Consider the following 25,837-nt stretch of genomic DNA (forward strand, 5'->3'; position numbering starts at 1 on the left):
CGTATAGCATAACAGTAGTAGGGGCTTTGCTGAAAGTAATGATTCAGCTAAAAGGGGAATTCGGGATAGAATTAAGGTAACTAAAAGTTACTAACATACTCGTTTTTGAAAAAACAATCATAGCAAGTCTAAAAGCTTTCAATACCATAGGAGTAACTTGTAACTATAAATACATTTGATACAAAATAAAGCCGCAAGCAAGTGTAAAAACTACGCCAAAATTAAAACCAAACTTAGCATACCAAAGCAGAACCATCACTTTATTAACTGGCTCTTTAGGTAACTTAGACACGAGTAAAACGCCATAAACCCAACCAATAATATTATGGGTAAGGTAAAGCACAGGGATCAATATTTGCCATTGCTGAAAGTTTAAGGTGAATAATGCAAATACAGAAACAATCGCCCAAACAAACTCGATAGTTGTCGTTAAGACAATAATTTGGTTAGTTTCAACAACGCCATTATTTTTAACAACAACATAACCATCAAAAATTACAACCAATCCAATAATGGCACTGAGCCCTATATATATCTCTAACATCATGTAAACTAATCACACCAAATAATTGAAAATAGCCCTTTAGATTTAACATTTTAGAAAAATAAAAAATCCAGACATTATCATTAACAAATCGCCATAAGCGTAAAGTAGTCGTTAACTAAAACAGTGTTTTTAACTCTCTGTATTTTTTCACTTTACACTCTAGGGCGTGTTGATCTTTCGAGTACAAATTTCGTACGAATTAAACATAATTTAATTGAGGCGTAGCGAATAAAGTGTAGTATTCTACATAAATGAGTTAGGCAGCTTCCGCGTTCTGCTCACGCTAAGTAACTACTTCCGTGTAGGCAACAAAAAGTAAATCATGTTTAAACGTACCCGTAGGACAGCGCCTCTTTGGTTTCTCTACGGCTTTTTCACTTATTTATGGGGAACAACCCCATTACATAAGTTCAGCCTTGTATAAACACCAAATAAATCGCTGCAAAAATGTACAGCAAAGATCAACACGCCCTAATATTTTTAAAACCATGGTTTAGCATCTATATTAGATTCTAGCTCAATGAATAAATCATCTAAAATGTTAAATTTTTCTTTAGTGCAATCTTCATCTAGCAACCTTTTAAACTTGAATTTTAATGAATTGTACTTATACCTAATTTCTTTACATTTTTGCTGATGGGTTTCACAGCCAAACCAACCATGTAGCCCTGTAAGTACGCCACCAATAAAAGCTAACAACGACCCTCCAATCACAAATATGATATTTGGATATCTTAGAAGCTTTAGCCAGCGATCATACTCGTTAACTTTTTCACTGCATTGGGCAATACGGTTTTTAATTAATTCATCCATGATCTTATCCTAAAAATAAAGTCATCAATTCAAAAAATAAAAACACGGGCTATCAGGGTTTTGCAATAATAGCTCTCGTGTTGTGTTGTTTTTTCTGCGTATTAAGAATACTACTGCTCAGGTTTGTTATGAGAGTGCTAACATTATAAAAACAGTGCAATAAAGTACAGAGATTAAAATGCCAGCCACTAATACCCTTTTCTCGCGCAATGTTTGAGACTCATTTTTTGAGATCACATCAATAAGTCTATATAACGTAGCCGGAATAATAAGTAACATACCCAAAAATGCTGGAAACATTGCTAAAATTATACTGAAAGAAAAACCTGAATCACTACTTTGAGAATATAAAGTCACAAACACAGACCAAGCTATTGCCACTAAGAAACAAATAATCCCCATTGAAATCGAAAAAAGTGCCATAGGTATCTATTTATCCAGAACTCAGGTTATTTATTAAAACGCTCGCGTAAGTAAAATATTAATCGGCTTTCGTAGGTTTACATGCAACCATCTGAACAACCGCACTGTTTCCTTGATGATACTTCCCTTCTGAGATATTACGCTCTGTTTCAACCCCCACAAGAAAATTTAACCCGTTAAGCTCAGTCGTTAAGTCATTTAATGACATAAACAACTCTTTTTTTGACGGTGGCGGACCACCTATTCCATCCATTTCAAGGTGCCGTTGTGTATACGCCTCTAAAATAAAAACCCCACCGCTTTTTAGAGCACTAACCACTTGCCCATGAAGCTTTTTACGCAACGCTGGTGGAACATGTGCAGCGATTGATACAATGCCATCCCATTGCTCGTTACCCAAGTCATAATTTGCTAAGTCAGCTGTGATGGTTGATATGTTAACCTTATGCTCATCAGCCAGCATTTTGGCCTTTTCAAGCCCTACTGAAGACTGGTCGACTGCTGTTACAGAGTATCCCTGTTTAGCTAAAAACACAGCATTTCTCCCTTCGCCCTCAGCCAAACAAAGCACACGACCTCCAGCTGGTATTTGACCACATTCAGATTTTAAGAAGTCATTTGGGGACGTTCCATAGGCATATCCTGTTTCTTCGTATCGTTGATCCCACATATGTCATATACCTTTTTGTTAGGACGCATTAAAGCTTTAAATTCTTTACACTTGATCAATACAGTAGCTTAACCCACTATGAGCTTACCTTTATTTGTGTTAGCGAAAATCACTTATTATCAGAGATAAATTGTGTTAGCTTCGTGTCACACAGAAAACAATAAAAATCGTGATTAGCCTACAATTTTAAACACTTAACTATGTCTTTATTAATGCTAAGGTTAACAATACCATTTTGATTAGCTTGGTAATCTGCCCAACCGTTTGGGCAAGTTTTTGCCTTAAAACTTATAAGTGCTCCTTGAGGAATTACAACTCGATATTTTTTGCTTTGTTCAAGTTCTTTTTCAAGTGTTGAAATCTTTTTTTGCAGGCATTTCACCGATTCTTTTGAATTAATAGATACTGAACAATCACTCGCGGTGGCGCCAAAAGAGTATAAGGCTAGCATTACTGGTACAGTGATTATTGAAATAGTTAGCTTGTAGTTTGGCATCTGAGAGTCCTTTTTATGCTTGTATAAACTAAAATTAAACGTGATATAAAATAAATATATCGCTTAACGACACGGTTTGCTAGTTCAGCTTAGTTTTAAGTGAAGTCAGAAGCTGTCATCACGCCACAGCGTTCATACACGCTTTACTCCATCAACATCTATAAGCTAGAGCAATTAATGTGTAGAGTTAACAAAGCATTGCTACTGCCAATAATAAATAATTGGTAGTAGCGCCAAATAAGATGATCTATTTTATATCTCTTTAATTAACACCTTAGACTTACGCTGAAAGTTATACATTTGTTTTTTACCTTCGGGCAAGTCTTCTAATGAACGCTCAATAAAACCACGTTCTCTAAACCAATGCCCGCTTACAGTGGTCAAAACAAATAATGACAATAAGCCCTGCTCTTTCGCATTAAACTCTAAAGACTCCATCAAGCGCTCACCACGGTTACCTTTACGATAATCGGGGTGAATGGCTACACAAGCAATTTCACCTGAAGCTGCTTCTGGGTATGGATATAACGCCGCACAGGCAATAATAACCTCTTCTTTTTTAATCACAGTAAAGCGGTTAATTTCCACCTCAAGCAGTTCTCGTGAGCGTTTTACCAGTACGCCCTCTGCTTCTAACGGCGCAATTAACTCTAAAATACCACCTACATCATCTATGCTTGCGGTACAAACTTGCTCTTTGTGATCTTTTGCGATTAGCGTACCAGCACCGTCTCGGGTAAAAAGCTCTTGCAATAAAGCGCTATCGCTTTGATAACTTACACAGTGACAGCGCTCTACACCATTTTCACCACTTTGTATGATGGCACGAAGCAGTAACTGGCGAACATGATCATCTTTATCATCAAGTAACGTTTTAACCCTTCGTACACTACAGCTTCTAATTAACGTACCCGACTCATCAAGCAAACCTTCATCTTCTGTCAAGGTAATGAGTTTGTCTGCTTTTAATGCGACTGCTGTTTGAGTAGCCACATCTTCAAGTGCCAAGTTAAAAACCTCACCTGTAGACGAATAACCAATTGGTGAAAGTAAGACAATTGAACCATAGTCAAGCTGGGTGTTAATGCCCACAGCATCTATTCGCCTTACCGTTCCTGTAAATTTATAGTCAATCCCCTCTTTAACCCCTATAGGTTTTGCTATAACAAGGTTGCCGGTACTAACTCGTATTTGTGACCCGTGCATGGGGGAATTTACCAATCCCATGGTTAGTAACCCTTCAATATGTAAGCGCAAAGAGCCGGTTGCATCTTTAACAGCAACTAAAGTTTCAGCATCAGTTATACGAATATTATTTTCAATATGTTGAGGGATATTTCGTTGCATCATACGCTCTTCGATTTGCGGTCGAGAACCGTGTACCAACACAAGTTTTACCCCTAAACTGCGCAATAACGCTATATCGTGAATAATATTTGCAAAGTTAGGATGAAGAACAGCCTCACCGCCAAACATTAGCACAACAGTTTTTCCACGATGGGCATTAATATAGGGCGCAGCGTTTCTAAACCATTTAACGTTATCTTTATTACTATGGGTTATGTTTGCGTTCTTCATAAGTACTATTTTAACTATTGCTATTTGGCCGCTGAAGTTAATGGAAATAATACATATTCCATGGCAACTTCATCTGCTGGGTCTTTGTAAGGGCTTGGTTCGCTGTCTTCTATTATGTTGTCAGCTAATGAGCTTTTCTCAATAAGACTGAAACCAAGTTTAGCGAAATATTGTGGTATATAAGTCAACACAATAATTTTTTGTAACTCTATTTGATGTGCAAAACCTAGTAAGTACTGAACCAATGCTTGTCCTTGACCTTGTCGATGCGCATCTTTATCAATTACCACTGAGCGAATTTCAGCTAGACCTGTTTGATAAATATATAAAGAGGCACAGCCAACAACAGTTCCGTCGATTTCTGCTACCACAAAGTTTTGAATATCATGAATAATATTGTCGCGGCTACGCGGTAATATTTCACCTTTATCAGCCCAATAACGGGTTAAGTTAAATATATGATCAACATCAGACATTCTCGCTCTGCGTACCGACATAGCTGCAGCACGTTGGGCATTTAAACGTTGTTTAACTTGTTTTAATGCAACTTTTACTTGTTCTTTACCTGGCGCACCAACAACTTGCTCATTCAGTATTTCACGATTACCTGACTGAATATTATCTAGGGCTTTTTGTACTTGAACACGAGAAGTTCCACCTAGTGCTTCACGTTTATCAAGGGTAGACTCTATCGATAAGTGTTGATAAACATCTTGCTCTATTCGATCACTAAAACTTTGTAGTTGAGTGAGGGTTAAATCTTCCAACGGACTACCCTTATCAATAGCGGCAAGAACTACTTCGCCAACAATATGGTGTGCTTCGCGAAAAGGAATATCTTTACTAACTAAATAGTCGGCGAGCTCTGTTGCATTAGCATAACCTTGCTGGGCAGCAGCCAAAGTACGTGAACGATTAACGGTTAAACCATCTGCCACTAATACCGCCATTTCCATACATTCTTGCCATGTTTCAAGCGCGTCGAATAAGCCTTCTTTATCTTCTTGCATGTCTTTATTGTAGGCAAGTGCGAGTGCTTTCATGGTGGTTAACATACCCGTTAATGCGCCAAAAACTCGTCCTGTTTTACCACGGATAAGTTCGCACGCATCTGGGTTTTTCTTTTGTGGCATTAATGACGAACCAGAGCTCACTAAATCGCTCATCTCAACAAAGCCTGCTTCACCCGAATTATAAAAGATTAAATCTTCAGCAAAGCGCGACAAATGCATCATTGAGATACTTGCGGTTGCCAATAACTCAATAACATGATCGCGGTCTGAGACAGCATCTAAACTGTTCATTGTTGCAGTTCTAAAACCTAAGTTTTGCGCTAAGGTATTGCGGTCAATAGGATAGGCTGTGCCTGCAAGCGCGCCAGATCCTAAAGGCGACACATCTAAACGATACAATGCGTCTTTTAATCGACCAATGTCACGGTTAAACATTTCAACATAAGCTAAACACCAATGACCGAATGTTACGGGTTGCGCGCGTTGCAAATGAGTATACCCGGGTAATACGGTATCTTTTTCACGCTCAGCTAAACCCATCATGGCTTGTTGTAAGCTCACTAAGGCAAACAATAGTTCACCACCAGTTTCTTTACACCAAAGCTTTAGGTCTGTGGCTACTTGGTCGTTACGGCTTCGCCCAGTATGTAATTTTTTACCTAAGTCACCCGTTTTTTCAATAAGCTGTATTTCAACCCAGCTATGAATATCTTCTGCATCTGAGCTTAGTATTTGTTGAGGATTTTGCTCAACAGATGTTTTAAGTTCGTTCAGCGCTGCGGTTAACTTAGCAAGTTCGCTCTCGTTAATTATACCGACTGAATGAATAGCACCAGCCCAAGCAATAGAGCCGACAATATCTTGCACTGCCATTCGGTAATCTACCGGCAATGAGTCATTAAATTTTTTAAACTGTAAGCTTGCTTGTCCTTTAAAACGTCCGCCCCATAATGCCATATTATTTCTCCTGGTTTTTTTGGCTTAATGCGGTAATTCTACTCGATAAGCTAAATAAACGGATAAAGCCTTCGGCATGTTTTTGGTCATAAACATCGTCCGCACCAAAAGTAGCAAAAGCTTCAGAATATAATGAGTTAGGTGAACGACGTTGGGTAACTTGTGCAGTACCTTTATAAAGTTTAACAACAACGTCACCAGTTAATTTTTCGGCAAATGAAGCGGCACCGGCTAACTGCGCTTTAGCTAATGGTGTAAACCAACGACCGTCATAAATAACATGCGAAAATTCTAAGCCAATAGATTCACGATATTTTAAGGACTCTTTGTCTAAAATTAGGGTTTCTAATCCTTTGTAAGCCGCCATTAAAATAGTACCACCTGGCGTTTCATAACAACCACGCGACTTCATGCCCACTAAACGATTTTCAACAATATCAATTCGACCAACACCATGTGCCGCACCTTTGGCATTCAAGTAAGTTAATGCATCATGAGCGGGGGTTTTGCTATCACTAAAGTTGTTGCCATCTACTGCAACAAGTTCACCTTTAACAAAGCTAAGTTGAACACGCTCAGGTTCATTTGGCGCATCCATTGGATCAACAGTCATGGTCCATACCTCTTTAGACGGCTCGCACCATGGATCTTCAAGCTCTCCGCCTTCATGTGAAATATGCCACGTATTAGCATCACGGCTATAAATTTTGGTTAATGATGCTGAGCAAGGAATATTACGCTCTTCAAGGTAATTTAATAAATCTTCTCGAGACACCATGTCCCATTCACGCCATGGTGCAATTACTGTAAGCTCTGGAGCTAATGCAGCAAAACAAGACTCAAAACGTACTTGGTCATTACCTTTGCCGGTACAGCCATGGCAAACAGCGTCAGCGCCTACCTTTAAAGCAACCTCAATATGCGCTTTAGCAATTACCGGGCGTGCCATTGATGTACCCAATAAGTATTGGCCTTCGTAAACAGCACCTGTTTTTAAAATAGGATATATATAGTCTTTTACGTACTCTTCTTTAAGATCAACAACATGGCATTCTGACGCACCCGACGCGATTGCTTTTTCTTGAATCCCCTCAAGCTCTTCTTCACCTTGGCCAACATCAGCACAAAAAGCAATAACCTCACAACCTTCATAGTTCTCTTTTAACCATGGAATAATTGCTGAGGTATCTAAACCGCCTGAATACGCCAATACTACTTTTTTAACTTGTTTTTTAGCTGCTAAAGCCATGATATTATCCTTATTTATTTCAAACATTGGCAATGATAGCTTTATCTAATTGCCAACTATTTTAATTACTGTTCTTAATTTGTTTATTTAGCCACGCGTAAATGAATATAAGCTTGTTTAATCACTCAGCAATGTCACTAACACAGCCGCTTGCGCCCACATTCTATTTTCAGCTTGTTGAAACACTACCGACTTAGTTTCATCGTCAAATAATTCAGTCGTAATTTCTTCTTCTAAATGCGCAGGCTGGCAATGCATAACTAGTTGCGCTTGTGTGTGTTCAACTAAGTGATGGTTTAACTGAAAAGGCATGAATTTCGCCAATATTTCAGCTTTGCTATTGTTACTTTCTTTGCCCATTGATACCCAAGTATCAGTATAAATAGCATCTTGTTGCCCTATTAACTCTATGTCGTTTACGCATTGAAAAGTCGAGCCACTCGCTTGTGCAAGCTGCTGTGTTTTAGTGAGCATGGCTTTCGATGGGCCATGCCCCTGAGGACAAACCAAAGTAAAGTTAACACCAAGTATTGCCGCCATAAGCATTAACGAATTAGAGACATTATTACCATCGCCAACATAAGCCAATTTAACCTTTGATATGTCGTCAAAGCACTCAGATAAGGTAACAAAGTCAGCCAGAGCCTGACACGGATGATATAAATCACATAAGGCATTAATAACCGGCACACTTGCATGTTCAGCTAAGCCTTCAATTGCACTGTTTTCATAAACTCTTGCAACTATTGCATCAGCATAGCAAGAAAGATTTTTGGCATAATCGCTAACTCTTTCACGCTCGCCTAGCTTGCCATTTTGTTGCCCTAAATAAAGTGCATGACCACCCAGTTTATTGATACCAAGATCGAAGCTGACGTGGGTTCTTAGCGATGGTTTTTCAAAGATCATCGCGACCGACTTTCCAGCAAGCTTTTGGTGATAGTTTGTGGGTTTTTGCTTAATATCTTTCGCAAGTGCTATTAAGTTAAGCACTTGCGCTTTCGTTAGCTGATCATCAGCTAAAAAATTCAATAATGACATAATCAATCCTATACGGTGACGAAGTTATAGTTTTTCAGGCTGAATGCGGGTACCTATAAGCTCTCCATTAAGCAAATTAATAATTTGCTCTGGTGCTTGCCAACTGGCGACCGCGATACTTCGTCGTAATTGATTAGCCGCGTGTAAAGCAGCGTTTACTTTGGCAGTCATACCGCCGGCAATAACACCTAGTTCAATCAATGCTTTTGCTTCTTGATTATTTAACGAGCGAAGGTACTCACCAGTGCTTCCTTTCACACCGTTAACATCGGTTAACAGTAATAATTGTGCATTGAGTAACTGGCAAATTGCTACTGCGGCGTCATCAGCATTAACATTAACTAAAGTGCCATCAGGCAGTGCGCCTATAGAGGATATTATTGGCAAAAAATTTGACGGCAATAAGATATCAAGTAACTTGCTGTCATGCGCCGTTGGTATGCCTACGGCCCCTAATTCAAGTTGGTTTAATTGACAGGTTACCATGCCTCCATCGGTAAGCGATAAACCCACTGCAGGTATATTCATACTCGTGGCTTTTGCAACAATAGATTTATTGACAGCGCCGGCTAATGCTCCGCTAATTATTGGCATTTGCTCTGCTGGTGTCACTCTTAAACCATGCTTTTTAATGGTTGAAAATCCCGCTTGCGCTAACATTTCATCAACAACGCAACCACCGCCATGTACCAAAACAACGGCATGATTTTTTATCGTCGCTATTACATTTAATAGTGCGGTTAATGCGGATTCTTTCGCTAAAATTGCGCCACCAATCTTGATCACTAAGGGTTGTTTCATACATTAACTCCATCAATAACATTTGAATGCTTTAAATTTGAAGGTAATAAGCCATAGTGACTTGCTAAACCTAGACTGATATTGGCGCATTGAATCGCTTGTGATGCTGCACCTTTTAATAAGTTATCAATGGCACAACTGATCACCACTACTTTTTTTTGCTCGTCATATTGCCAATGTAAATCGGCAAAAGGGGTATAGGCTACATTGTCAATTTTTGGCCAAGTGCCAACTAAGCGAACCAATGGAGATGCTGCATAAGCATCAACAAATGCTTGGTCAACGTTAGCTTTGGTCACATTTTTCTTAAGCTGCAAAGTAACAGTAGCAAGTAGCCCTCTTTTATATGGTGCTAAGTGAGGATTAAAAATGACTTGGGCATGGGCTTCTTGGCTAATTTCAGGCTGGTGGCGATGCTGTAATATATTATAAGCAGTTAAGCTTACTTCATTAAAACTGGTCGCTAGACTGGCTTTTCTACCGGCACCGCTTACACCACTAATGCCATTAACCACAATTAATGAATGTTCACTATGAAGGTTATTGCTCGTAATTGGTTTAAGCGACAATAAGCTTGCGGTTGGGTAACAACCCGGCACTGCAATTATCTGACTATGAGCAATATCATGCGAATGCCATTCTGCCAAACCATATTGAGCTTTAGCTAACGCTGAAAGGTGCTGATGCGTAAAGCCGTAATATTTAGGATAATCTTCGCTATTTTTAAGACGAAAACCACCTGACAAATCAAATACTTTAACGCCAGCATCGGCAAAAGCATGTGCCCATTCAGCACTAAACTCATGTGGTGTAGCAAAAAAAACTGCATCTAATTTGTTAACCGCGGCATTAAACCACTCAACTGAGAAGGCTTGTAAGGTGATATCACAAATGCCTAAATATTTTGGGTGTAAGGTTGAAAAAAGTTTACCCGCCGAGTCACTACCTTCCGAGACAACTAGATCACAAATAGACATTTTCTTATGTTGGCAAAGCAGTGCGATTAACTCTGCACCAACATATCCACTTGCCCCAATTACCGCTACTTTCATACCACCCTCAAAAATTGCAATTTTATGCACTATATGTGCAATAAGTGCACAATGTTTATTTTGTAATTGCTATTAAGTTACATTTTTTGTGTTATAACCAATACGATTTTAAAAGCGATAAATCGAATTGAATCCCCAGAAAAATTTGCGTAATCTTACGAATAACAACATGAAATGCGAAATTAACATTAAATGGGTAGTTATGCAATAAATGAGCATAACTATTTTGAGGTATATAATGAAAAAATTACCAGACTTTACTCAAGCACTAACTCAGCTGATAGCTCAACCTTCCATTAGCTCAACCTTAGAAAGTTGGGATCAAGGTAATTTGTCTATTATTCAATTGCTTGCAACTTGGTTTGAAGAGCTTGGCTTTACTATTAACATTCAGCAGGTGCCAGAAACGCGTAACAAATATAATTTACTCGCCAAACTAGGTAGTGGTGAAGGAGGACTGCTTTTATCAGGGCATAGCGATACAGTACCTTTTGATGAAAATCGTTGGAATTCAGATCCGCTAACGATAACAACTAAAGATGATAAGTTTTATGGGTTAGGTACCTGCGACATGAAAGGCTTTTTTGCTTTTATTTTGCAGGTCTGCAAAACCATCGACGCAAAAAACTTGAAAAAGCCACTTTATATTTTAGCAACAGCTGATGAAGAAACTACTATGGCGGGCGCTCGTTTCTTTATTAAAAATCAATTAGCTAAGCCTGAGGTAGCCATTATTGGCGAACCTACCAATTTAGTACCAGTGGTTATGCATAAAGGTCATATGTCGCACAAAATTAAAATCAAAGGGCAATCAGGTCATTCTAGTCAACCTGACAAAGGCGTGAATGCCATTGAAATTATGTATCAGGTCATTGCCGCTTTGTTAACACTGAAAGAACAGTTGGCATTAACTTATAAACATGATGCGTTTGAGGTGTCTATGCCAACGCTAAACTTTGGCGCTATTCGTGGCGGTGACAATGCTAATCGTATTTGTGGCTATTGTGAGCTAGATATAGATATGAGAGCTATTCCTGGGTTAAGTGATGACGAGTTACTTGGTTGGCTTGCAAAAGCATTAGAGCCTGTGGCTTTGCGTTACCCAGGACGCGTATCGTTTGAAGAGTTAGATCCTAGCTCACCAAGTTTTGAACAAACCAAGCCAAGTGAATTAATTAACTTTGCCGAACATATTAGTGGCCATAGCTGTTGTGCGGTGAACTATGCCACTGAAGCGCCTTTTATTCAGCAACTAGGATGTCAAACAATTGTGATGGGACCTGGATCGATTGACCAAGCACATCAACCAGATGAATTTTTGGCATTTGATCAAATTAACAATACCGAGAAGGTACTACTGCAAATGATTAATAAATACTGTTTCTAATTAGGGGGGGAGCGCTAGTTGATCGGTTTGCACCTCATCAAGAAGCGGATACTCAGTTGAAAAACTTGTAACATAAAGTTAAACACTCCCAATTATTGGTGTAAAACTTTTTTGTTCCAACATACGCAGTATAAATTTGTTGATGGGCAGCTCTTGAGAGCTTGTCTGTTCGAGTTTCATATTGAGCGTTGTATTCTAACAACATGTCAAGGTTTGCATCTTGTGCTTCTTTCGATGCGTACTTGTGTGGCTCTCATGAGCGTTAACGCGCATTACTTATACAAGCGCTAACCAAGATCAGTTTCATTAATTAAGTGATCTATTTTATACGCAGTGAAAACAGTCAAATACAAGGCATGTATTTTATAACGAGTTGTTCAGGGCAATTATGCTCCTACTTTGCCCACATAAGCTACATCAATTGACTTTGTTCTAACTTCCCTAACGATGTTCTGAATTGGTCAACTATTTATTTCAATTGCTATAAAATAATCCTCAATACAACCAACCAGTTCTAAATGAAACGCCAACAAAAACAAACAATACTGACAATAATGTAACGGGAATAATATGCCAAGCCATATCAACAAGATTATCTTTTGATAACACCGGAATAACTCTAAAGCGAGCATCAAGCGCAAAAGCAAAAGTTAAGCCTAGCAGTAATAACTTGGCCAATATTCCATGGGCAACAGGATTATTTAAGTTAAACCACTGGCTTACGTCAGGTAATAAACGATGTGCCAACATTAGCCCGGTGATCACCTGCACAATAAGTGCGGGCATACCTATTTTTTCATAAACAGATTCAAAACTTAGTAATTGTTCAGGTGACTTTTCTCTTAACACTTTAGGTAAAATAACAACAGACAGTACAATATGTCCGCCAGTCCAAATTGTCGCCGCCAGAATGTGCAATAATAATAAGGTTCCGTACATTATTTTTCAGCCAATTACGTTTAACTATTGATAATATACGAGCTTATTTTATGTGCCGCATAACAAGTTTATTCTTGATCAACTTTATTGCATCTAGGGCAAATTGAAATTTAATAAGCTGAGCTTTTTTATTTACTTTTATTCCAAAGTTTCTGGTTATCTTTTACAGAAAAATAATCGCCTGCATGCCAATAACGTGGTAATAAGTCGAGTTTTTTTCGATCTGCATAGTTCGAAGCCAGAAGCTCTAAAATTTCATTCAAACGCTCTTTACTTAACGACGCAAATTGTTGTGCAACTTCAACGTTATATAAGTTTCTATCGCTTTCAATAACTACATCTTGACCATAACTGATAAAAGTTAAGTAACGTGTTGCCGTACGGCATATTGGATTTTCGCCATTTTCAGGGTAAAGCTGAGTTACAATGGCATATTCATAGCGGTCGCTTTGCTCGCCATCACTATCGATAGGAATATAAGTAACGCCATACCCTTGAGGGTAAACACCGGTAATTTTATATAAAGCATCAACAGCGGTTTTACAGCAACTACCATGCTCAGCGTTTTGATAAAGTGCCTGATACACTTTAGGCAATAATTTAAAATTATAACTGCTTTTAGTTGATAAGATGATCGACGCGTATATTTGCGGGACTTTTAGTATATTGCCTATGCCTGAACGGGGCGCAATAGCCCCTTTGATTAATTGTTTAATAAACACTAACTTTTGATGCTCAGCGATATTAAATTTATCACGCTCTGTTTTTGAGTTACCCACATAAATAGGTGCACCGATACCATCAACTAAAAACTTAACGGTTTCTCTAAAGTTAATTTGCAATAGTGCCTTTCGCTCATCTACTGCTAATGTTCTATTACTGTTTAGTTTTCCGTCTTTTCCTTTAAGAATGCGTTGTGAGTCAGGGTGATAATTACCTATATCTTGGAGTAGTGCGGCCATTAATATAGGTAACTTAATCTGGTCTAGAAAGTTTGAATAAACGTCATTGTCTGTAGTTGCAAGTGATTGGTATTCATCAGGCAGTATTGCTGATGCATATTCCTTAACATAAGGGTGCATGAGAACTGAAGATTGCTCAATAAAGAGTTGGTCAAACAAACGTAAACTGAGTACTGCTTTATATAGAGGTTTATTACGCTCGTTGTTTTCAGCTACTTTTTTACCTTCTGTAGGGCTAATTAATTGAATAGTGCCCAATAGCTGCGCTGATTTTCTATTTGTTTCTTCAAAAGTTAAACCTTCACTGAGCTTTAGTATTTCCTGGCAAATTTCAAATAAATACTTGTACCGCTCATTGCTTTCATAGCGAAGATCTTGCTTCAGATCACGCAACTCTCGCTCTAAGCGTGTGATCGACTTCGTATTATTATCGTCTTTAGCCGTTAACTCAGTAATACTATCTTGCAGGCTCTGTAATTTATGCTGAACAAATGATTGTTTCGCATAAAACTCAATAGCGCGCTCAACAAGCGAATCTTTTAATGCACTACGCCCGTAGAGCTTATCTAATATTTGCTTTACTTGGGTGGTAAATTTAGTATCGCTAGCGGCTTTTTTCGACATAGTTAATTAGCAATTCCATAGAATCATTCGTATTAGCATTCAATGCTAGTTAATATTTTACTAACTCACAAGTACTTAATTTGCTACGAGCCCGTGTTACTCTTTGAAGTACGATAAAAAGTAAATCGTGTTTAAATTTCAACCTATATTCTGTCACACCTATGTTCAGCAACACCTAACTACCTTTAATATTAACTGGGTTAGATCTGCTAACTAGTTGCTGACAAATGCTAACTAAATCTGAATGTAACCCGCCTGCAGTTACATCTCTTCCAGCACCGGGCCCTCGAACAATGAGTGGATTTGTATTATACCACTGACTTTTTATTTGGAAGATATTGTCACAAGCAGACAAGTTAGCAAAGGCATCGTCCCTTTCTAATGCTTCCAAACCAACAGTTGCTTGTATTTTATCCTTTTCAACACTAAAACGTGCGATATAGCGAATACATTTTTGCTGTTGCTTGGCTTGCTGTAGCTGGTCGTAAAAATAGCCATCTAACTGTGTTGATGACTGTAAAAACTCATCTTTTATCAGTGTTCTAAGTGATTTGGGTACCAAATTTTGGCAACGAATATCTTCCATTGATAATTCAAAGCCTGCTGTGCGTGCTAAAATGAGTAATTTTCTTTGTACGTCACGGCCTGATAGGTCTTCTCGTGGATCTGGCTCTGTTAACCCCTGTTCTAACGCCTCGGTTAGCAATGTTGAAAATGGTACTGTGCCATCATAACTTTCAAACAACCACGACAATGTACCTGAAAATATACCTGAAATTTCTGTAATGGTATCACCACTGTTCAATAGGTCGGTGATAATGTGATTAATGGGCAGCCCTGCACCTACGGTACTATTACCTAACCAAAGACTGCGATGCTTTTTAGCTGTTTCTATTAACTGCTGATATTGCGCTGTTGGCGCAGAACCCGCCCATTTGTTAGCACCAATAACATGAATACCTTGCTCAAAAAATGCTTGGTACAGTAAGCTAAAATGCTCACTTGGTGTAATGTCAACCACCACTAATTCATCGTAAGGATGATTGGCTAACCATGAAAGTAATTCACTATTATCATACGCTTGGCCATGTTGTTCAAACTGTTGTAACGCTTGAGCAACATCAATGCCATCATCGTTTACTAATGCTTTTTCTGAAGTAACTAAGCCTACTAAATGTACATTTTCTAGCGCTTGAATATTGTTTAGCTGCTGAGGTAACATTTCAATAAAACGCTGACCTATATTACCTAAGCCAACCACAACCACACCAATGTGGCGAGCATCTTTGGTCATATGATAATGCACTCGGTTTACTAGCTCAACACTGCAATTTTCTGGTACAACCGCAAGTAAGCTGTGCTGATTTTCAGAGCAAACAAACTCTAATACTTTCGCGTCTTTTAATGAGCGTTTAAAGCATGCTCGTATATCACCATGTTCCGTTACTTTATGACCCACTGTGGCCATAATGGCTGCGGGTATGAATGAGACTTCGGTATCATGGCTCGCTAGCCACTGACTTACCGCCTTTTGTTGGTCTAAATATATAACAATGAACCCTTTCTCTGTATCATAGGTTATCGCTGAAAATTCTTCTGCGGCAAGCTTGCCCTTGGCACCTATAAAGCTTTCGCTGCGTGCCAATAATAAGTCGTTTAAATAGGTTACTGACAACTCTTGTTTGGCTATTTGGCCAAAAGAGCCGATTTCTGTACCGCTCACCTCAGGGGCGAAACTACTTGCAACATGTAAATGTGTACTATGGTTATTTAATGGCTGTAATGTTTTAGCGTGAAGTACAGGGTTACCCAAACGGCCTAATTCTTTTGCAACACCATTAGGTAAGCGGTGTAATTTTCGAGAATGAGGAACAACCCGCGGATCAGCGCTGTATATACCATCAACATCAGTCCACAATGTTACATTTCCTGCACCAACTAAAGCCGCCATAATAGTGGCAGAATAGTCACTACCATTGCGACCCAAGGTTTTAGTTAAACCGTCAACATCTTTACTTATATAGCCAGTTACAACAGTAAGCTTATCCGCCTTTCGGCATGCTAATAACTGTTTCTCACTTAACGGATATTCAACTTGGCAATCACGCTCATTATTAATCACTAAAAAGTCCCGAGCGTCTAGGTAATGACTTGGACAAACACGCTCATTTAACACTGCAGACATTAATCGTGCTGACCATAACTCACCAAAGCCGAGTAAATCATTTTCAAATGCATTAACGTCTGTGCGTAGCCAGCTAATTAACTGGCTAATGTCTTGCTCTAAGTATTCAATTAAACGTGCAGCACTCGATTTATTCAATAGTGAAGAAATTAACCCCGCTTGGTTTTCTTTCAGTGCGATAATTTCATCATTTAAGGTTGGGTCATCTAATTTTGCTAAGCCTAGCACCGCAAATAATTGGTCGGTAGTTTTACCATTAGCAGACACCACCACAATATCGTTTAAATGGCAGTGATGCTGAATAATACCTATCACACGCTCGATACATGCTTTATCTGCTAAGCTACTACCACCAAATTTATGAACTTGTACTGCTTGTTTTGCTAATTGGTTATTTTCTGCGCTTAACGCGACAGCATTTGATGACTGTTCCATAATAAGAGTTACACTTCTAAAATCAATTAAACTACTGTCGCTGACTAGCAACGAGCCCTTGTGCTAAATCAGCAATAATATCGTCAATGTCTTCAATACCTACAGAAATACGCACTAATGACTCAGTAATACCGGCTTCAATTTGTGCCGAATGCTCCATACTAGCGTGAGTCATAGTGGAAGGATGGCTAATTAAACTCTCAACTCCTCCTAACGACTGCGCCAGTGTAAATAAGGTTAAGTTAGCAAATAATTTTTCAACCGCCGCAATCCCACCTTTTATTTCAAAACTTAGCATGCCACCCGCACTCTCTTGCTGTTTTTTAGCTACATTATGATTTGGGTGCGTGATAAACCCTGGGTAGTATACCTTTTCAATAGCTGTATTTTCTTGTAAAAATGCAGCAACTTGGTCGGCATTGGCTTGGTGTTGTTTTATTCTTACAGGGAGCGTTTTTAAACCACGTAGTGCTAGGTAGCTATCAAAAGCCGACCCCGTAATACCAATACAATTAGCCCACCAAGCTAGCTCTTCACCAATGGCAACATCTTTAGTCACTAATACGCCGCCAACAACATCGCTATGACCATTGATGTATTTAGTGGTTGAGTGAAAAACGATATCAGCACCTAGCGTTAATGGTTGCTGTAAAATTGGCGATAAAAAAGTATTATCAACAGCAACTAAAGCACCCGCCTGATGGCTTTTTTGGCAAATTTTTGAAATATCAACAATACGTAACAGTGGGTTACTTGGTGTTTCTATCAAGACTAATTTCGGCTTTTGATCTAATGCTTGTTGTAAAGCTTGCTCATCATCTTGGTCAACAATAATCAATTTAAATTGGCCGCGTTTAGCTAAATGAGTAAATAATCGATAACTACCACCATAACAATCATGCGGTATAACGATAGTGTCGTTAACTGACAGTAATTGGCAAATAAGATGAACGGCAGCCATACCAGTACTGGTGACTACACCAACCGCACCTTTTTCTAGGTCTGCTATAGCTTGGCCAAAAGTTGATCTTGTTGGATTACCGGTACGAGAATAATCAAATTGACGCTTATCGTTAAGTCCCTTTAGCGAATAGGTGCTTGATAAATGTATTGGCGCTACAACAGCACCATGATGTTTGTCGGTATTAATGCCACCACGAACGGCAATAGTGGCATTTTTTTTATCAGACATGAGCTTACCTAAAGAGTCAATTTCAAATGGATGTTTGGACGTCTACAACTCTAAACGGTTTCAATATTCCGGTCAAGAACTTTTAGACATCTACACTTCTACACATTCATAGTTGACTCATAGCTCACAAGCAGTAAAATCATACTTAGAATTTCTATGGGCTTTCAATTAGTACAAACATCATTACTCTCTGTTTGACTAGTGCGAGCGCCATTATAAAAAATATATTACAAATTAAATCAGAGGAAACTTCATGGCAAAGTGGAATGGCGAGTACATTAATCCATACGCAGAACACGGAAAAAAAAGTGAGCAAGTTAAAAAGATCACTGTTTCCATTCCGTTGCGTGTACTCAAGGTACTTACCGATGAGCGAACGCGCCGCCAAATTAATAATTTAAGGCATGCTACAAACAGTGAATTATTATGTGAAGCTTTTTTACACGCTTTTACTGGCCAACCCTTACCTGACGATCACGACTTAGCGAAAGATAACTTAGAGAAGTTGCCTGCAAGTGTGAGAAAAATACTAACTGAGCAAGGCATTACCGACTTTTCGCAATATGATGATGACGAAGTTTAATTTAATTCTGATGTATTAAAATATTAAAGCCAACTATTCGTTGGCTTTTTTATATTTGCTAGCACCTATTTCATGTAGTTCGCAGGTAGGTCTAGTGCCGCAACACCCGATTCTACTGCAGCAATAGCTACAGCTCTAGCTACACGGCCACACAGTCGTGAGTCCATTGGCTTAGGAATTATATATTCTTTACCAAATGTTAATTCGCTAACACCTGAGGCCGCCAATACCTCTTGTGGAACCGGCTCTTTCGCTAACTCACGAATAGCATGAACACAAGCAACCTTCATTTCATCGTTGATTGTTCTTGCTCTTACATCTAATGCACCACGGAAAATAAATGGAAAGCACAGTACGTTATTTACTTGGTTTGGATAATCAGAACGACCTGTTGCTATAATTACGTCATCGCGTGCAGATAATGCTAATTCAGGCTTAATTTCAGGATCTGGATTCGAGCAAGCAAATATCACTGGTTTAGGAGCCATCATTTTCACATGCTCAGCAGATAAAACATCAGGCCCTGAAACACCTACAAAAACATCAGCACCATCAATCACATCTTCTAAAGTTCGTTTGTCTGTATTATTAGCAAATGAACGCTTATATTCGTTAAGATCATCGCGACGGGTATGAATAACTCCCTTAGTATCTAGCATGTATATTTTTTCACGCTGTGCACCACACTTGATCAACAAGTCCATGCAAGCAATTGCAGCCGCGCCTGCGCCCATACAAACAATATCAGCTTCTTTAATATTTTTACCTTGTACATCAAGCGCATTTAGTAAACCAGCTGCAGTTACAATAGCAGTGCCATGTTGATCATCATGAAAAACAGGTACCTTACAACGTTCAATTAGTGCTTTCTCGATAATAAAACATTCAGGCGCTTTTATATCTTCAAGATTAATTCCACCAAAACTGTCTGCAATGTTGGCAACGGTATCAATGAAATCTTCAGTTGTTTTATGCTTAACTTCAATATCGAATGAATTAATACCTGCAAAACGCTTGAATAGTAACGCCTTACCTTCCATTACTGGTTTAGCCGCCATAGGACCTAAATTGCCTAAGCCTAAAATGGCAGTGCCATTAGTTACAACCGCAACTGTATTTCCTTTACCGGTATATTTATAAACATCGTCAGGATTTTCAGCAATTGCTCTAACAGGCTCAGCAACACCGGGGCTATACGCTAATGAAAGGTCGTAGCTTGTTTCTGCGGGTTTCGTCAGTTCGACACTTATTTTTCCTGGAATGGGTAATGCGTGATAATCTAATGCCTCTTGACGTAAATCAGTCATGTTTCTTCCTAAATGCGTTGAGTGATAATAATTTATTATTGTTAATATGATAAGTACGGCTATGGTATTTCATTTACCTTGAAGCAATCAAGAGCATTTGCATATAAACAATTTCTAGCAGCTATATAACTATATTATGTTCTTCTCGTTAGGTTTATATCAAATACTAAGTATAAAAAAACCAGCGATAAACGCTGGTTTTTATAAGAAATTAACTTTTGCTGATTTTACTCGAATGGATTAACTAAAATAATCGTTTCGTTTCTATCAGGACCTGTAGAAATTATATCAACAGGTACACCAGTAATTTCTTCTATACGCTTAATATAAGCAATTGCGTTCGCAGGTAGTTTATCTTTAGACGTTGCACCAACTGTTTTTTCGCTCCAACCTGGCATTTCTTCATAGACAGGCGTTACATTTTCGTAACCTTCGGCAGCTGTTGGTGGTACTGTAATTACATCGCCATTCGCTGTTTTATAGCCTATGCAGATTTTTAAGGTAGATAAGCCATCTAAAACATCGAGCTTAGTTAAGCAAAAACCAGTAATACTATTCACTTGAACTGCTCGATGCATCGCAACAGCATCAAACCAGCCACAACGACGCTCGCGCCCTGTAGTGGCACCAAATTCATGACCAACAGTACCTAAGTGCTCACCAATCTCATCATTGAGTTCAGTTGGAAAAGGCCCTGAACCAACACGCGTTGTATAAGCTTTTGTAATACCTAAAACATAATCTAAATGTAATGGCCCAAAACCACAACCTGTGGCTACACCGCCTACCGTAGTATTTGATGAAGTTACATAAGGGTATGTTCCGTGATCAATATCAAGCAGAGTACCTTGGGCGCCTTCGAACATAATAGACTCACCCGCTTTGCGAGATTGATCTAATAATTCAGGAATATCGGCAACCATACCTTTGATGATTTCACCAACTTCTAAAGCATCAGACAATGTTTGTTCATAACTAACCGGCTCAACTTTGTAATAGGTTGTTAAAACAAAGTTATGGTATTCCATAATTTCTTTTAACTTTATTGCAAAAGTCTCTGCGCAAAATAAATCACCTACACGTAAGCCACGACGAGCCACTTTATCTTCATAAGCTGGACCAATACCACGGCCAGTAGTACCAATTGGTTTATTACCACGTGCTATTTCGCGCGCGGCGTCCAAGGCATTGTGATAAGGAAGAATAAGCGGACAAGCATCACTAATTAATAGACGCTCGCGGACAGGAACACCACGGGCTTCTAGCATATTGATCTCTGTCATCAGCGCTTTCGGACAAAGTACGACACCATTTCCGATCAAACATTTAACGTTTTCACGTAAAACACCTGATGGAATCAAATGAAGAACAGTTTTTTCACCGTCAATCACTAATGTATGACCAGCATTATGGCCACCTTGATAGCGCACCACGTACTTAGCTTTATCTGTTAGAAGGTCTACAACCTTACCCTTGCCTTCGTCACCCCATTGAGTGCCAAGGACTACGACGTTTTTACCCATTATTCACATTTTGGAAAAAAAATTAGGCGACGATTCTACCAAATATAGGTATTGAGTCCAAGCAATACTTGCTTGTTTTTAATACGATGAAAAGTTTGGCTGTGAATATAAGATTATTCCCGCGAGAATTTAGCGATAGCAAGTGGTAATTATCAATTTATCATGGCTAATATTATTGTTCATTTGTTTAATTAACTTATCAACATTTTCACCTGAGATAAATATAACCATTAGGGTGTATTCAAGTAGTACCAAGCAATAACAACGATTAAATCTTTAAAAGCTGCCTTTAAACATATATTGATTATGCTTTAAATTGACTGTTATCTACACTTCTAGTATAGATAGGTAAAATCAGCTCAAGTAGTGTAACCCTCATGTTATTTAAACAATTTTTCTATCCCACCTTTATTTATTTTTGTATCTTTTCTAGCGGTGTTATTCAAGCCACAGAGCAAAACACTGATAAAGAAGCAGCAACGTCTATTCCAGAAGCCCGTCAATTTATTAGTCAACATAAAGGACGATTTAACGGCCAAAATATTGAGTATACGGTTACCGCAGGAGAAACTTATTTAAGAGATAAGCATGGTAAGGAAACTGCGAGTATCTTTACCTTCGCCTACACTAAAAAAAATACAAAAGGTAAAACCAGACCAGTAACCTTTATATGGAATGGAGGACCAGGCTCAGCATCAACTTGGCTGCATATGGGAGGTTTTGGCCCAAAACGAGTGCATGTGCCAAGCGATGCTAAATTTCCAGGTAATGCACCTTATCCAGTTCTAGATACCGCAGAGTCGATCCTTGATGTATCAGATCTTGTTTTTATCGACCCTGTAGGTACTGGTTTTTCTCGTGCGCTAGGGCAACATAAAGGTAAAGAGTTTTGGGGATTAAAAGAAGATGCTAAGTCGATGGCGAGCTTTATCCGAACATGGATTACCGATAACGGCCGATGGAACTCTCCCCGTTTCTTACTTGGAGAAAGCTATGGTACAACGCGTGCAGCAGCGGTAGCCAAAATATTAGAACAAGACTTATCGGTTAGCCTTAATGGGATTGTTTTTATCTCACAAGCCTTAGATTATCAAGGCTCTAGCCCGTATGTACCAGATAATATCATTTCTCATATTACTTATTTACCCACAATGGCGGCAGCGGCTGTTTATCATGGAAAAATTAATCCAAAGCCAGACAATTTATCGACTTTTCTCGCACAAGCTAGAGACTTTGCTACTGATGAGTTAATGCCTGCTTTATTCAAAGGTAATACCATCAGCGATGCAACTAGAAGTCATATTCGTGATCGATTAGTTCACTTCACGGGGCTGTCTCCAGCTTATATTGAAAAAGCTAACCTGCGCATTGGTGGATTTCATTTTGCCAAAGAACTGTTAAGAGATGATGGTATTGCCATTGGCTTGCTCGATGCACGTTACACCATAGATGAAGCTGATGATCTAACTGCTAAGCCAGGCTATGATGCTAGTCGTTCTATTTCATCTGCTTATAATGCCGGCTTGATGAGTTATATACGAAGCGATTTAGGCGTTAACTGGAACCGAACTTATTTAGCACCAGCAGACGATGAGTTATCAGATCAATGGAGTTGGCGCACTGCACCTAAAAATAAAGCTTGGGAGCCAACCTATGTCAATACCACACACGACTTATCAAAAGCTTTACGCATTAACCCTAATCTGAAAGTATTTGTTGCTGCTGGCTATTATGACTTAGTAACACCTTTCTTTGATGCCGAATATACTCTAAATCGCCACAACATTAAAAAAGAGCAAATTCAATATGAATATTACCATGGCGGTCATATGATGTATGTTCACGAACCCACAAGACTCGACTTATTAAATGACACCCGCAAGTTTATTCAACAACAATTAAAATAACTCTTTGCATATTGTTGTAGAGCTTCTATAGAAGCTCTACAACATTTTTCATTTAAGTGCTAGTGAAACGAGATTCACTACATTGTAAAACGCATAAAATTAACTAATAAGCAGCAAACTACGGAGTTTATCGTGCCAAGAATAAAACTATTGTTTGGTATTTTAGCCCTAATATGTACCGCATGTTCAACAACACCAAGTAAGCCTACCAAAGACAACACTTCAGCTATAGTTACGCAAATAGCAAACGAATTTGTCGACGGTTATTTCACTCAGTATACCGAAGAAGTTTACGAAATAGGTTACCCAAATGCACCAATGGACAGGTTTGGTCATCATGATGAACAATCAATTACATTATGGAATGCTAAAGTAGACCGGTGGTTAAACACACTTAACACAATTGATATTAAAACAATAGAAAACGCTGAAACAGCGCTAACTTACACTTTTGCTAAAGAAAAAATACAAGCTCTTGTCGATCATAGAGTGTGTAAAATGGAGCTTTGGAATATCAGCCCTACATGGACAGGCTGGCAATTCCGTATATCTTCAACTCTTGCTGTACAACCAGTGAAAACTGCCGAAGAGCGCAAGATCGCGTTGGCACGCGTAAGTGATATTGCTCGTTACCTAAAAACAGAAATTCGTAATTTACGCAGGGGGCAACAGCAAGGATACGCCGCAGGACAAAATAATGTGATAAAGGTAATTGACCAAGTGACGTCATTTATCAATACGCCTATTACTGAATTGCCTTTTTATGCGCCTGCTACAAAGTCAAACGACCGGCTATTTACTCGTACCTATGAAAAAATTCTACGCACTGAAGTACGCGACGCTATAATTCAGTACCGAGATTACCTAGCGAACGAATATAAGGGTCATTCAAAACCTGGAGTGAGTGCAAATCCTAACGGTAGGGCCTGTTACGATGCCTCTGTTAAGTTTCATGCTTCTATTTCAATGTCCGCTGAAGATATTTACCACGCAGGGATCACCCAAATGGCGGCGATTCAAAACGAAATGCGTAATATTGCTAGATCATCATTCGCTACAGACGACGTTGAAAGTTTGATGACAGAGTTACGCACCAACCCTGCTTACACTTTTAAAAACGAACAGGATATGCTTGATTATATAGCAGCCGCTGTTGAACGTGCTAAGTCTGTCGTTGGCGACTGGTTTGGTAATGTGCCAAATGCAGAGATGATTATAGTAGCATCTCCGCCGTATGAAAAAGATTCAGGTGGAGGTTTTTATTCTTCAGGCTCGGCTGACGGCGAACGCCCTGGTATTTATAAAGTTGGCACCTACAAGCCAACAACTATCAGTAAAGCTGGTCAGGAGTCTACCGCATTTCATGAAAGTTACCCGGGCCATCACCTACAATTTGCTGTTGCATTAACAAACCAAAGCGCACACCCAATTTTCCGTTATATGTATGTTGGTGGGTCTTCAGAAGGTTGGGCACTTTATACTGAAAAGCTTGCCGACGAAATGGGCATATATTCAGATGACCTTGCCAGATTAGGAATGCTCTCGAATGCGGCACTTCGTGCTGCAAGGTTAGTTGTTGATCCAGGTATGCATATCATGGGTTGGACACGGCAAGAGGCAATACAATACATGCTTGACCACACTGCTGAAAGTATTGGCAGTATAACTAACGAAGTTGATCGCTATGCTGCAGTACCTGGCCAAGCTACCTCATATTTAATTGGCAGCATAGAAATTCAACGCTTACGCCAGCATGCCGAAGAAGTGTTAGGTGATAGTTTTGACATTCGCGAGTTTCATGATCAGGTATTGATGAATGGTGCTGTAACTTTGCCAATGATAAGTGCTGCTGTTGAACGCTGGATAAGGAATAAATAAACTGATAATAAAGCTTTTCTACCAATGAGAAAGTGGTCAATTCTTTATACGCGATATAATAAGTATGTTGATACACCTCAATAGCATTACAACGTAGAAGAGCTTATACCATTTAGAGGTTAGCGGGTAATAAAAAGCCAAGGTAATTACCTTGGCTTATTAAAGAATGCTAATAATACCAATCTCACTAACTATGTGATCATTTCTACTTGCTAAAACAGTCAACTACTGCGTTATTTATTTTATAATTAGAACAACTAGTTATTAAAATAAAT

Annotated in this window: 21 protein-coding genes; 4 read left to right on the forward strand and 17 right to left on the reverse strand. The window is 38.9% G+C overall.

Annotated elements, in window-relative coordinates; translation table 11 throughout:
• Nucleotides 1-163: 163 nt before the first annotated feature.
• The 11 genes from QUD79_RS15655 to argC form a co-directional block, all read right to left on the reverse strand.
• Entirely contained in the window at nt 164-547 is a 384-nt protein-coding gene (locus tag QUD79_RS15655) for a hypothetical protein (RefSeq protein WP_184424240.1), read from the reverse strand.
• Between the two features lie 480 nt (nt 548-1,027).
• Entirely contained in the window at nt 1,028-1,360 is a 333-nt protein-coding gene (locus QUD79_RS15660; protein ID WP_184424239.1) for a hypothetical protein, read from the reverse strand.
• Between the two features lie 126 nt (nt 1,361-1,486).
• A complete protein-coding gene (locus QUD79_RS15665; protein WP_184424238.1) occupies nt 1,487-1,783 on the reverse strand; it encodes a hypothetical protein in 297 nt (98 codons plus the stop codon).
• Nucleotides 1,784-1,841: 58 nt separating this feature from the next.
• Nucleotides 1,842-2,453, reverse strand: coding sequence for a class I SAM-dependent methyltransferase (locus QUD79_RS15670; RefSeq protein ID WP_184424237.1), 612 nt, complete (start codon nt 2,451-2,453; stop codon nt 1,842-1,844).
• A 178-nt stretch (nt 2,454-2,631) separates the two neighbouring features.
• Nucleotides 2,632-2,949 carry a hypothetical protein gene (locus QUD79_RS15675; RefSeq protein WP_184424236.1) on the reverse strand — a complete coding sequence of 106 codons (318 nt, stop codon included), beginning with the start codon at nt 2,947-2,949 and terminating at the stop codon, nt 2,632-2,634.
• Between the two features lie 252 nt (nt 2,950-3,201).
• Complete coding sequence (gene argA, locus QUD79_RS15680) at nt 3,202-4,527, reverse strand: amino-acid N-acetyltransferase (RefSeq protein WP_221435176.1); 1,326 nt, start codon at nt 4,525-4,527, stop codon at nt 3,202-3,204.
• Nucleotides 4,528-4,547: 20 nt separating this feature from the next.
• Nucleotides 4,548-6,497, reverse strand: a complete 1,950-nt coding sequence (argH, locus tag QUD79_RS15685) for an argininosuccinate lyase (protein ID WP_184424235.1) — start codon at nt 6,495-6,497, stop codon at nt 4,548-4,550.
• Between the two features lies 1 nt (nt 6,498).
• Entirely contained in the window at nt 6,499-7,746 is a 1,248-nt protein-coding gene (locus QUD79_RS15690; protein ID WP_184424234.1) for an argininosuccinate synthase, read from the reverse strand.
• Between the two features lie 117 nt (nt 7,747-7,863).
• Entirely contained in the window at nt 7,864-8,787 is a 924-nt protein-coding gene (locus QUD79_RS15695; protein WP_184424233.1) for an ornithine carbamoyltransferase, read from the reverse strand.
• Between the two features lie 24 nt (nt 8,788-8,811).
• The gene (gene argB / locus QUD79_RS15700; protein ID WP_184424232.1) at nt 8,812-9,588 is read right to left on the reverse strand and encodes an acetylglutamate kinase; all 777 of its coding nucleotides are present in this window, start codon (nt 9,586-9,588) and stop codon (nt 8,812-8,814) included.
• Nucleotides 9,585-10,640, reverse strand: coding sequence for an N-acetyl-gamma-glutamyl-phosphate reductase (argC, locus tag QUD79_RS15705; protein ID WP_184424231.1), 1,056 nt, complete (start codon nt 10,638-10,640; stop codon nt 9,585-9,587). The genes argB and argC overlap by 4 nt, the downstream gene beginning before the upstream one ends.
• 238 nt (nt 10,641-10,878) lie before the next feature.
• Here argC and argE point away from each other — a divergent pair, with 238 nt between their 5' ends.
• On the forward strand, nt 10,879-12,027 hold the full coding sequence (gene argE / locus QUD79_RS15710) for an acetylornithine deacetylase (protein WP_184424230.1): 1,149 nt from the start codon (nt 10,879-10,881) through the stop codon (nt 12,025-12,027).
• 495 nt (nt 12,028-12,522) lie between these two features.
• Here argE and QUD79_RS15715 read toward each other — a convergent pair whose 3' ends face one another.
• The 4 genes from QUD79_RS15715 to metB form a co-directional block, all read right to left on the reverse strand.
• Nucleotides 12,523-12,966 (reverse strand): CopD family protein, encoded by a 444-nt coding sequence (locus tag QUD79_RS15715; RefSeq protein ID WP_184424229.1) that lies wholly within the window; start codon nt 12,964-12,966, stop codon nt 12,523-12,525.
• 128 nt (nt 12,967-13,094) lie between these two features.
• The gene (locus QUD79_RS15720) at nt 13,095-14,552 is read right to left on the reverse strand and encodes a hypothetical protein (protein WP_184424228.1); all 1,458 of its coding nucleotides are present in this window, start codon (nt 14,550-14,552) and stop codon (nt 13,095-13,097) included.
• Nucleotides 14,553-14,727: 175 nt separating this feature from the next.
• Nucleotides 14,728-17,172 (reverse strand): bifunctional aspartate kinase/homoserine dehydrogenase II, encoded by a 2,445-nt coding sequence (metL, locus tag QUD79_RS15725; protein ID WP_184424227.1) that lies wholly within the window; start codon nt 17,170-17,172, stop codon nt 14,728-14,730.
• 31 nt (nt 17,173-17,203) lie between these two features.
• On the reverse strand, nt 17,204-18,364 hold the full coding sequence (gene metB, locus QUD79_RS15730) for a cystathionine gamma-synthase (protein WP_184424226.1): 1,161 nt from the start codon (nt 18,362-18,364) through the stop codon (nt 17,204-17,206).
• Nucleotides 18,365-18,617: 253 nt separating this feature from the next.
• Here metB and metJ point away from each other — a divergent pair, with 253 nt between their 5' ends.
• Nucleotides 18,618-18,947 carry a met regulon transcriptional regulator MetJ gene (gene metJ, locus QUD79_RS15735; protein ID WP_184424225.1) on the forward strand — a complete coding sequence of 110 codons (330 nt, stop codon included), beginning with the start codon at nt 18,618-18,620 and terminating at the stop codon, nt 18,945-18,947.
• 65 nt (nt 18,948-19,012) lie between these two features.
• Here the strand turns inward: metJ and QUD79_RS15740 are convergent, their stop codons facing one another.
• Nucleotides 19,013-20,254, reverse strand: a complete 1,242-nt coding sequence (locus QUD79_RS15740) for a malic enzyme-like NAD(P)-binding protein (RefSeq protein ID WP_184424224.1) — start codon at nt 20,252-20,254, stop codon at nt 19,013-19,015.
• Nucleotides 20,255-20,481: 227 nt separating this feature from the next.
• Nucleotides 20,482-21,777 carry an adenylosuccinate synthase gene (locus QUD79_RS15745; protein ID WP_184424223.1) on the reverse strand — a complete coding sequence of 432 codons (1,296 nt, stop codon included), beginning with the start codon at nt 21,775-21,777 and terminating at the stop codon, nt 20,482-20,484.
• Nucleotides 21,778-22,154: 377 nt separating this feature from the next.
• Here QUD79_RS15745 and QUD79_RS15750 point away from each other — a divergent pair, with 377 nt between their 5' ends.
• Together QUD79_RS15750 and QUD79_RS15755 are read left to right on the forward strand one after the other, a co-directional pair.
• Nucleotides 22,155-23,684 carry a S10 family peptidase gene (locus QUD79_RS15750; protein ID WP_184424222.1) on the forward strand — a complete coding sequence of 510 codons (1,530 nt, stop codon included), beginning with the start codon at nt 22,155-22,157 and terminating at the stop codon, nt 23,682-23,684.
• 132 nt (nt 23,685-23,816) lie between these two features.
• Nucleotides 23,817-25,562 carry a DUF885 domain-containing protein gene (locus QUD79_RS15755; RefSeq protein ID WP_184424221.1) on the forward strand — a complete coding sequence of 582 codons (1,746 nt, stop codon included), beginning with the start codon at nt 23,817-23,819 and terminating at the stop codon, nt 25,560-25,562.
• Nucleotides 25,563-25,837 lie beyond the last annotated feature (275 nt).

Source organism: Thalassotalea piscium, from assembly GCF_030295935.1.
Classification (GTDB): Bacteria; Pseudomonadota; Gammaproteobacteria; order Enterobacterales; family Alteromonadaceae; genus Thalassotalea_B; species Thalassotalea_B piscium.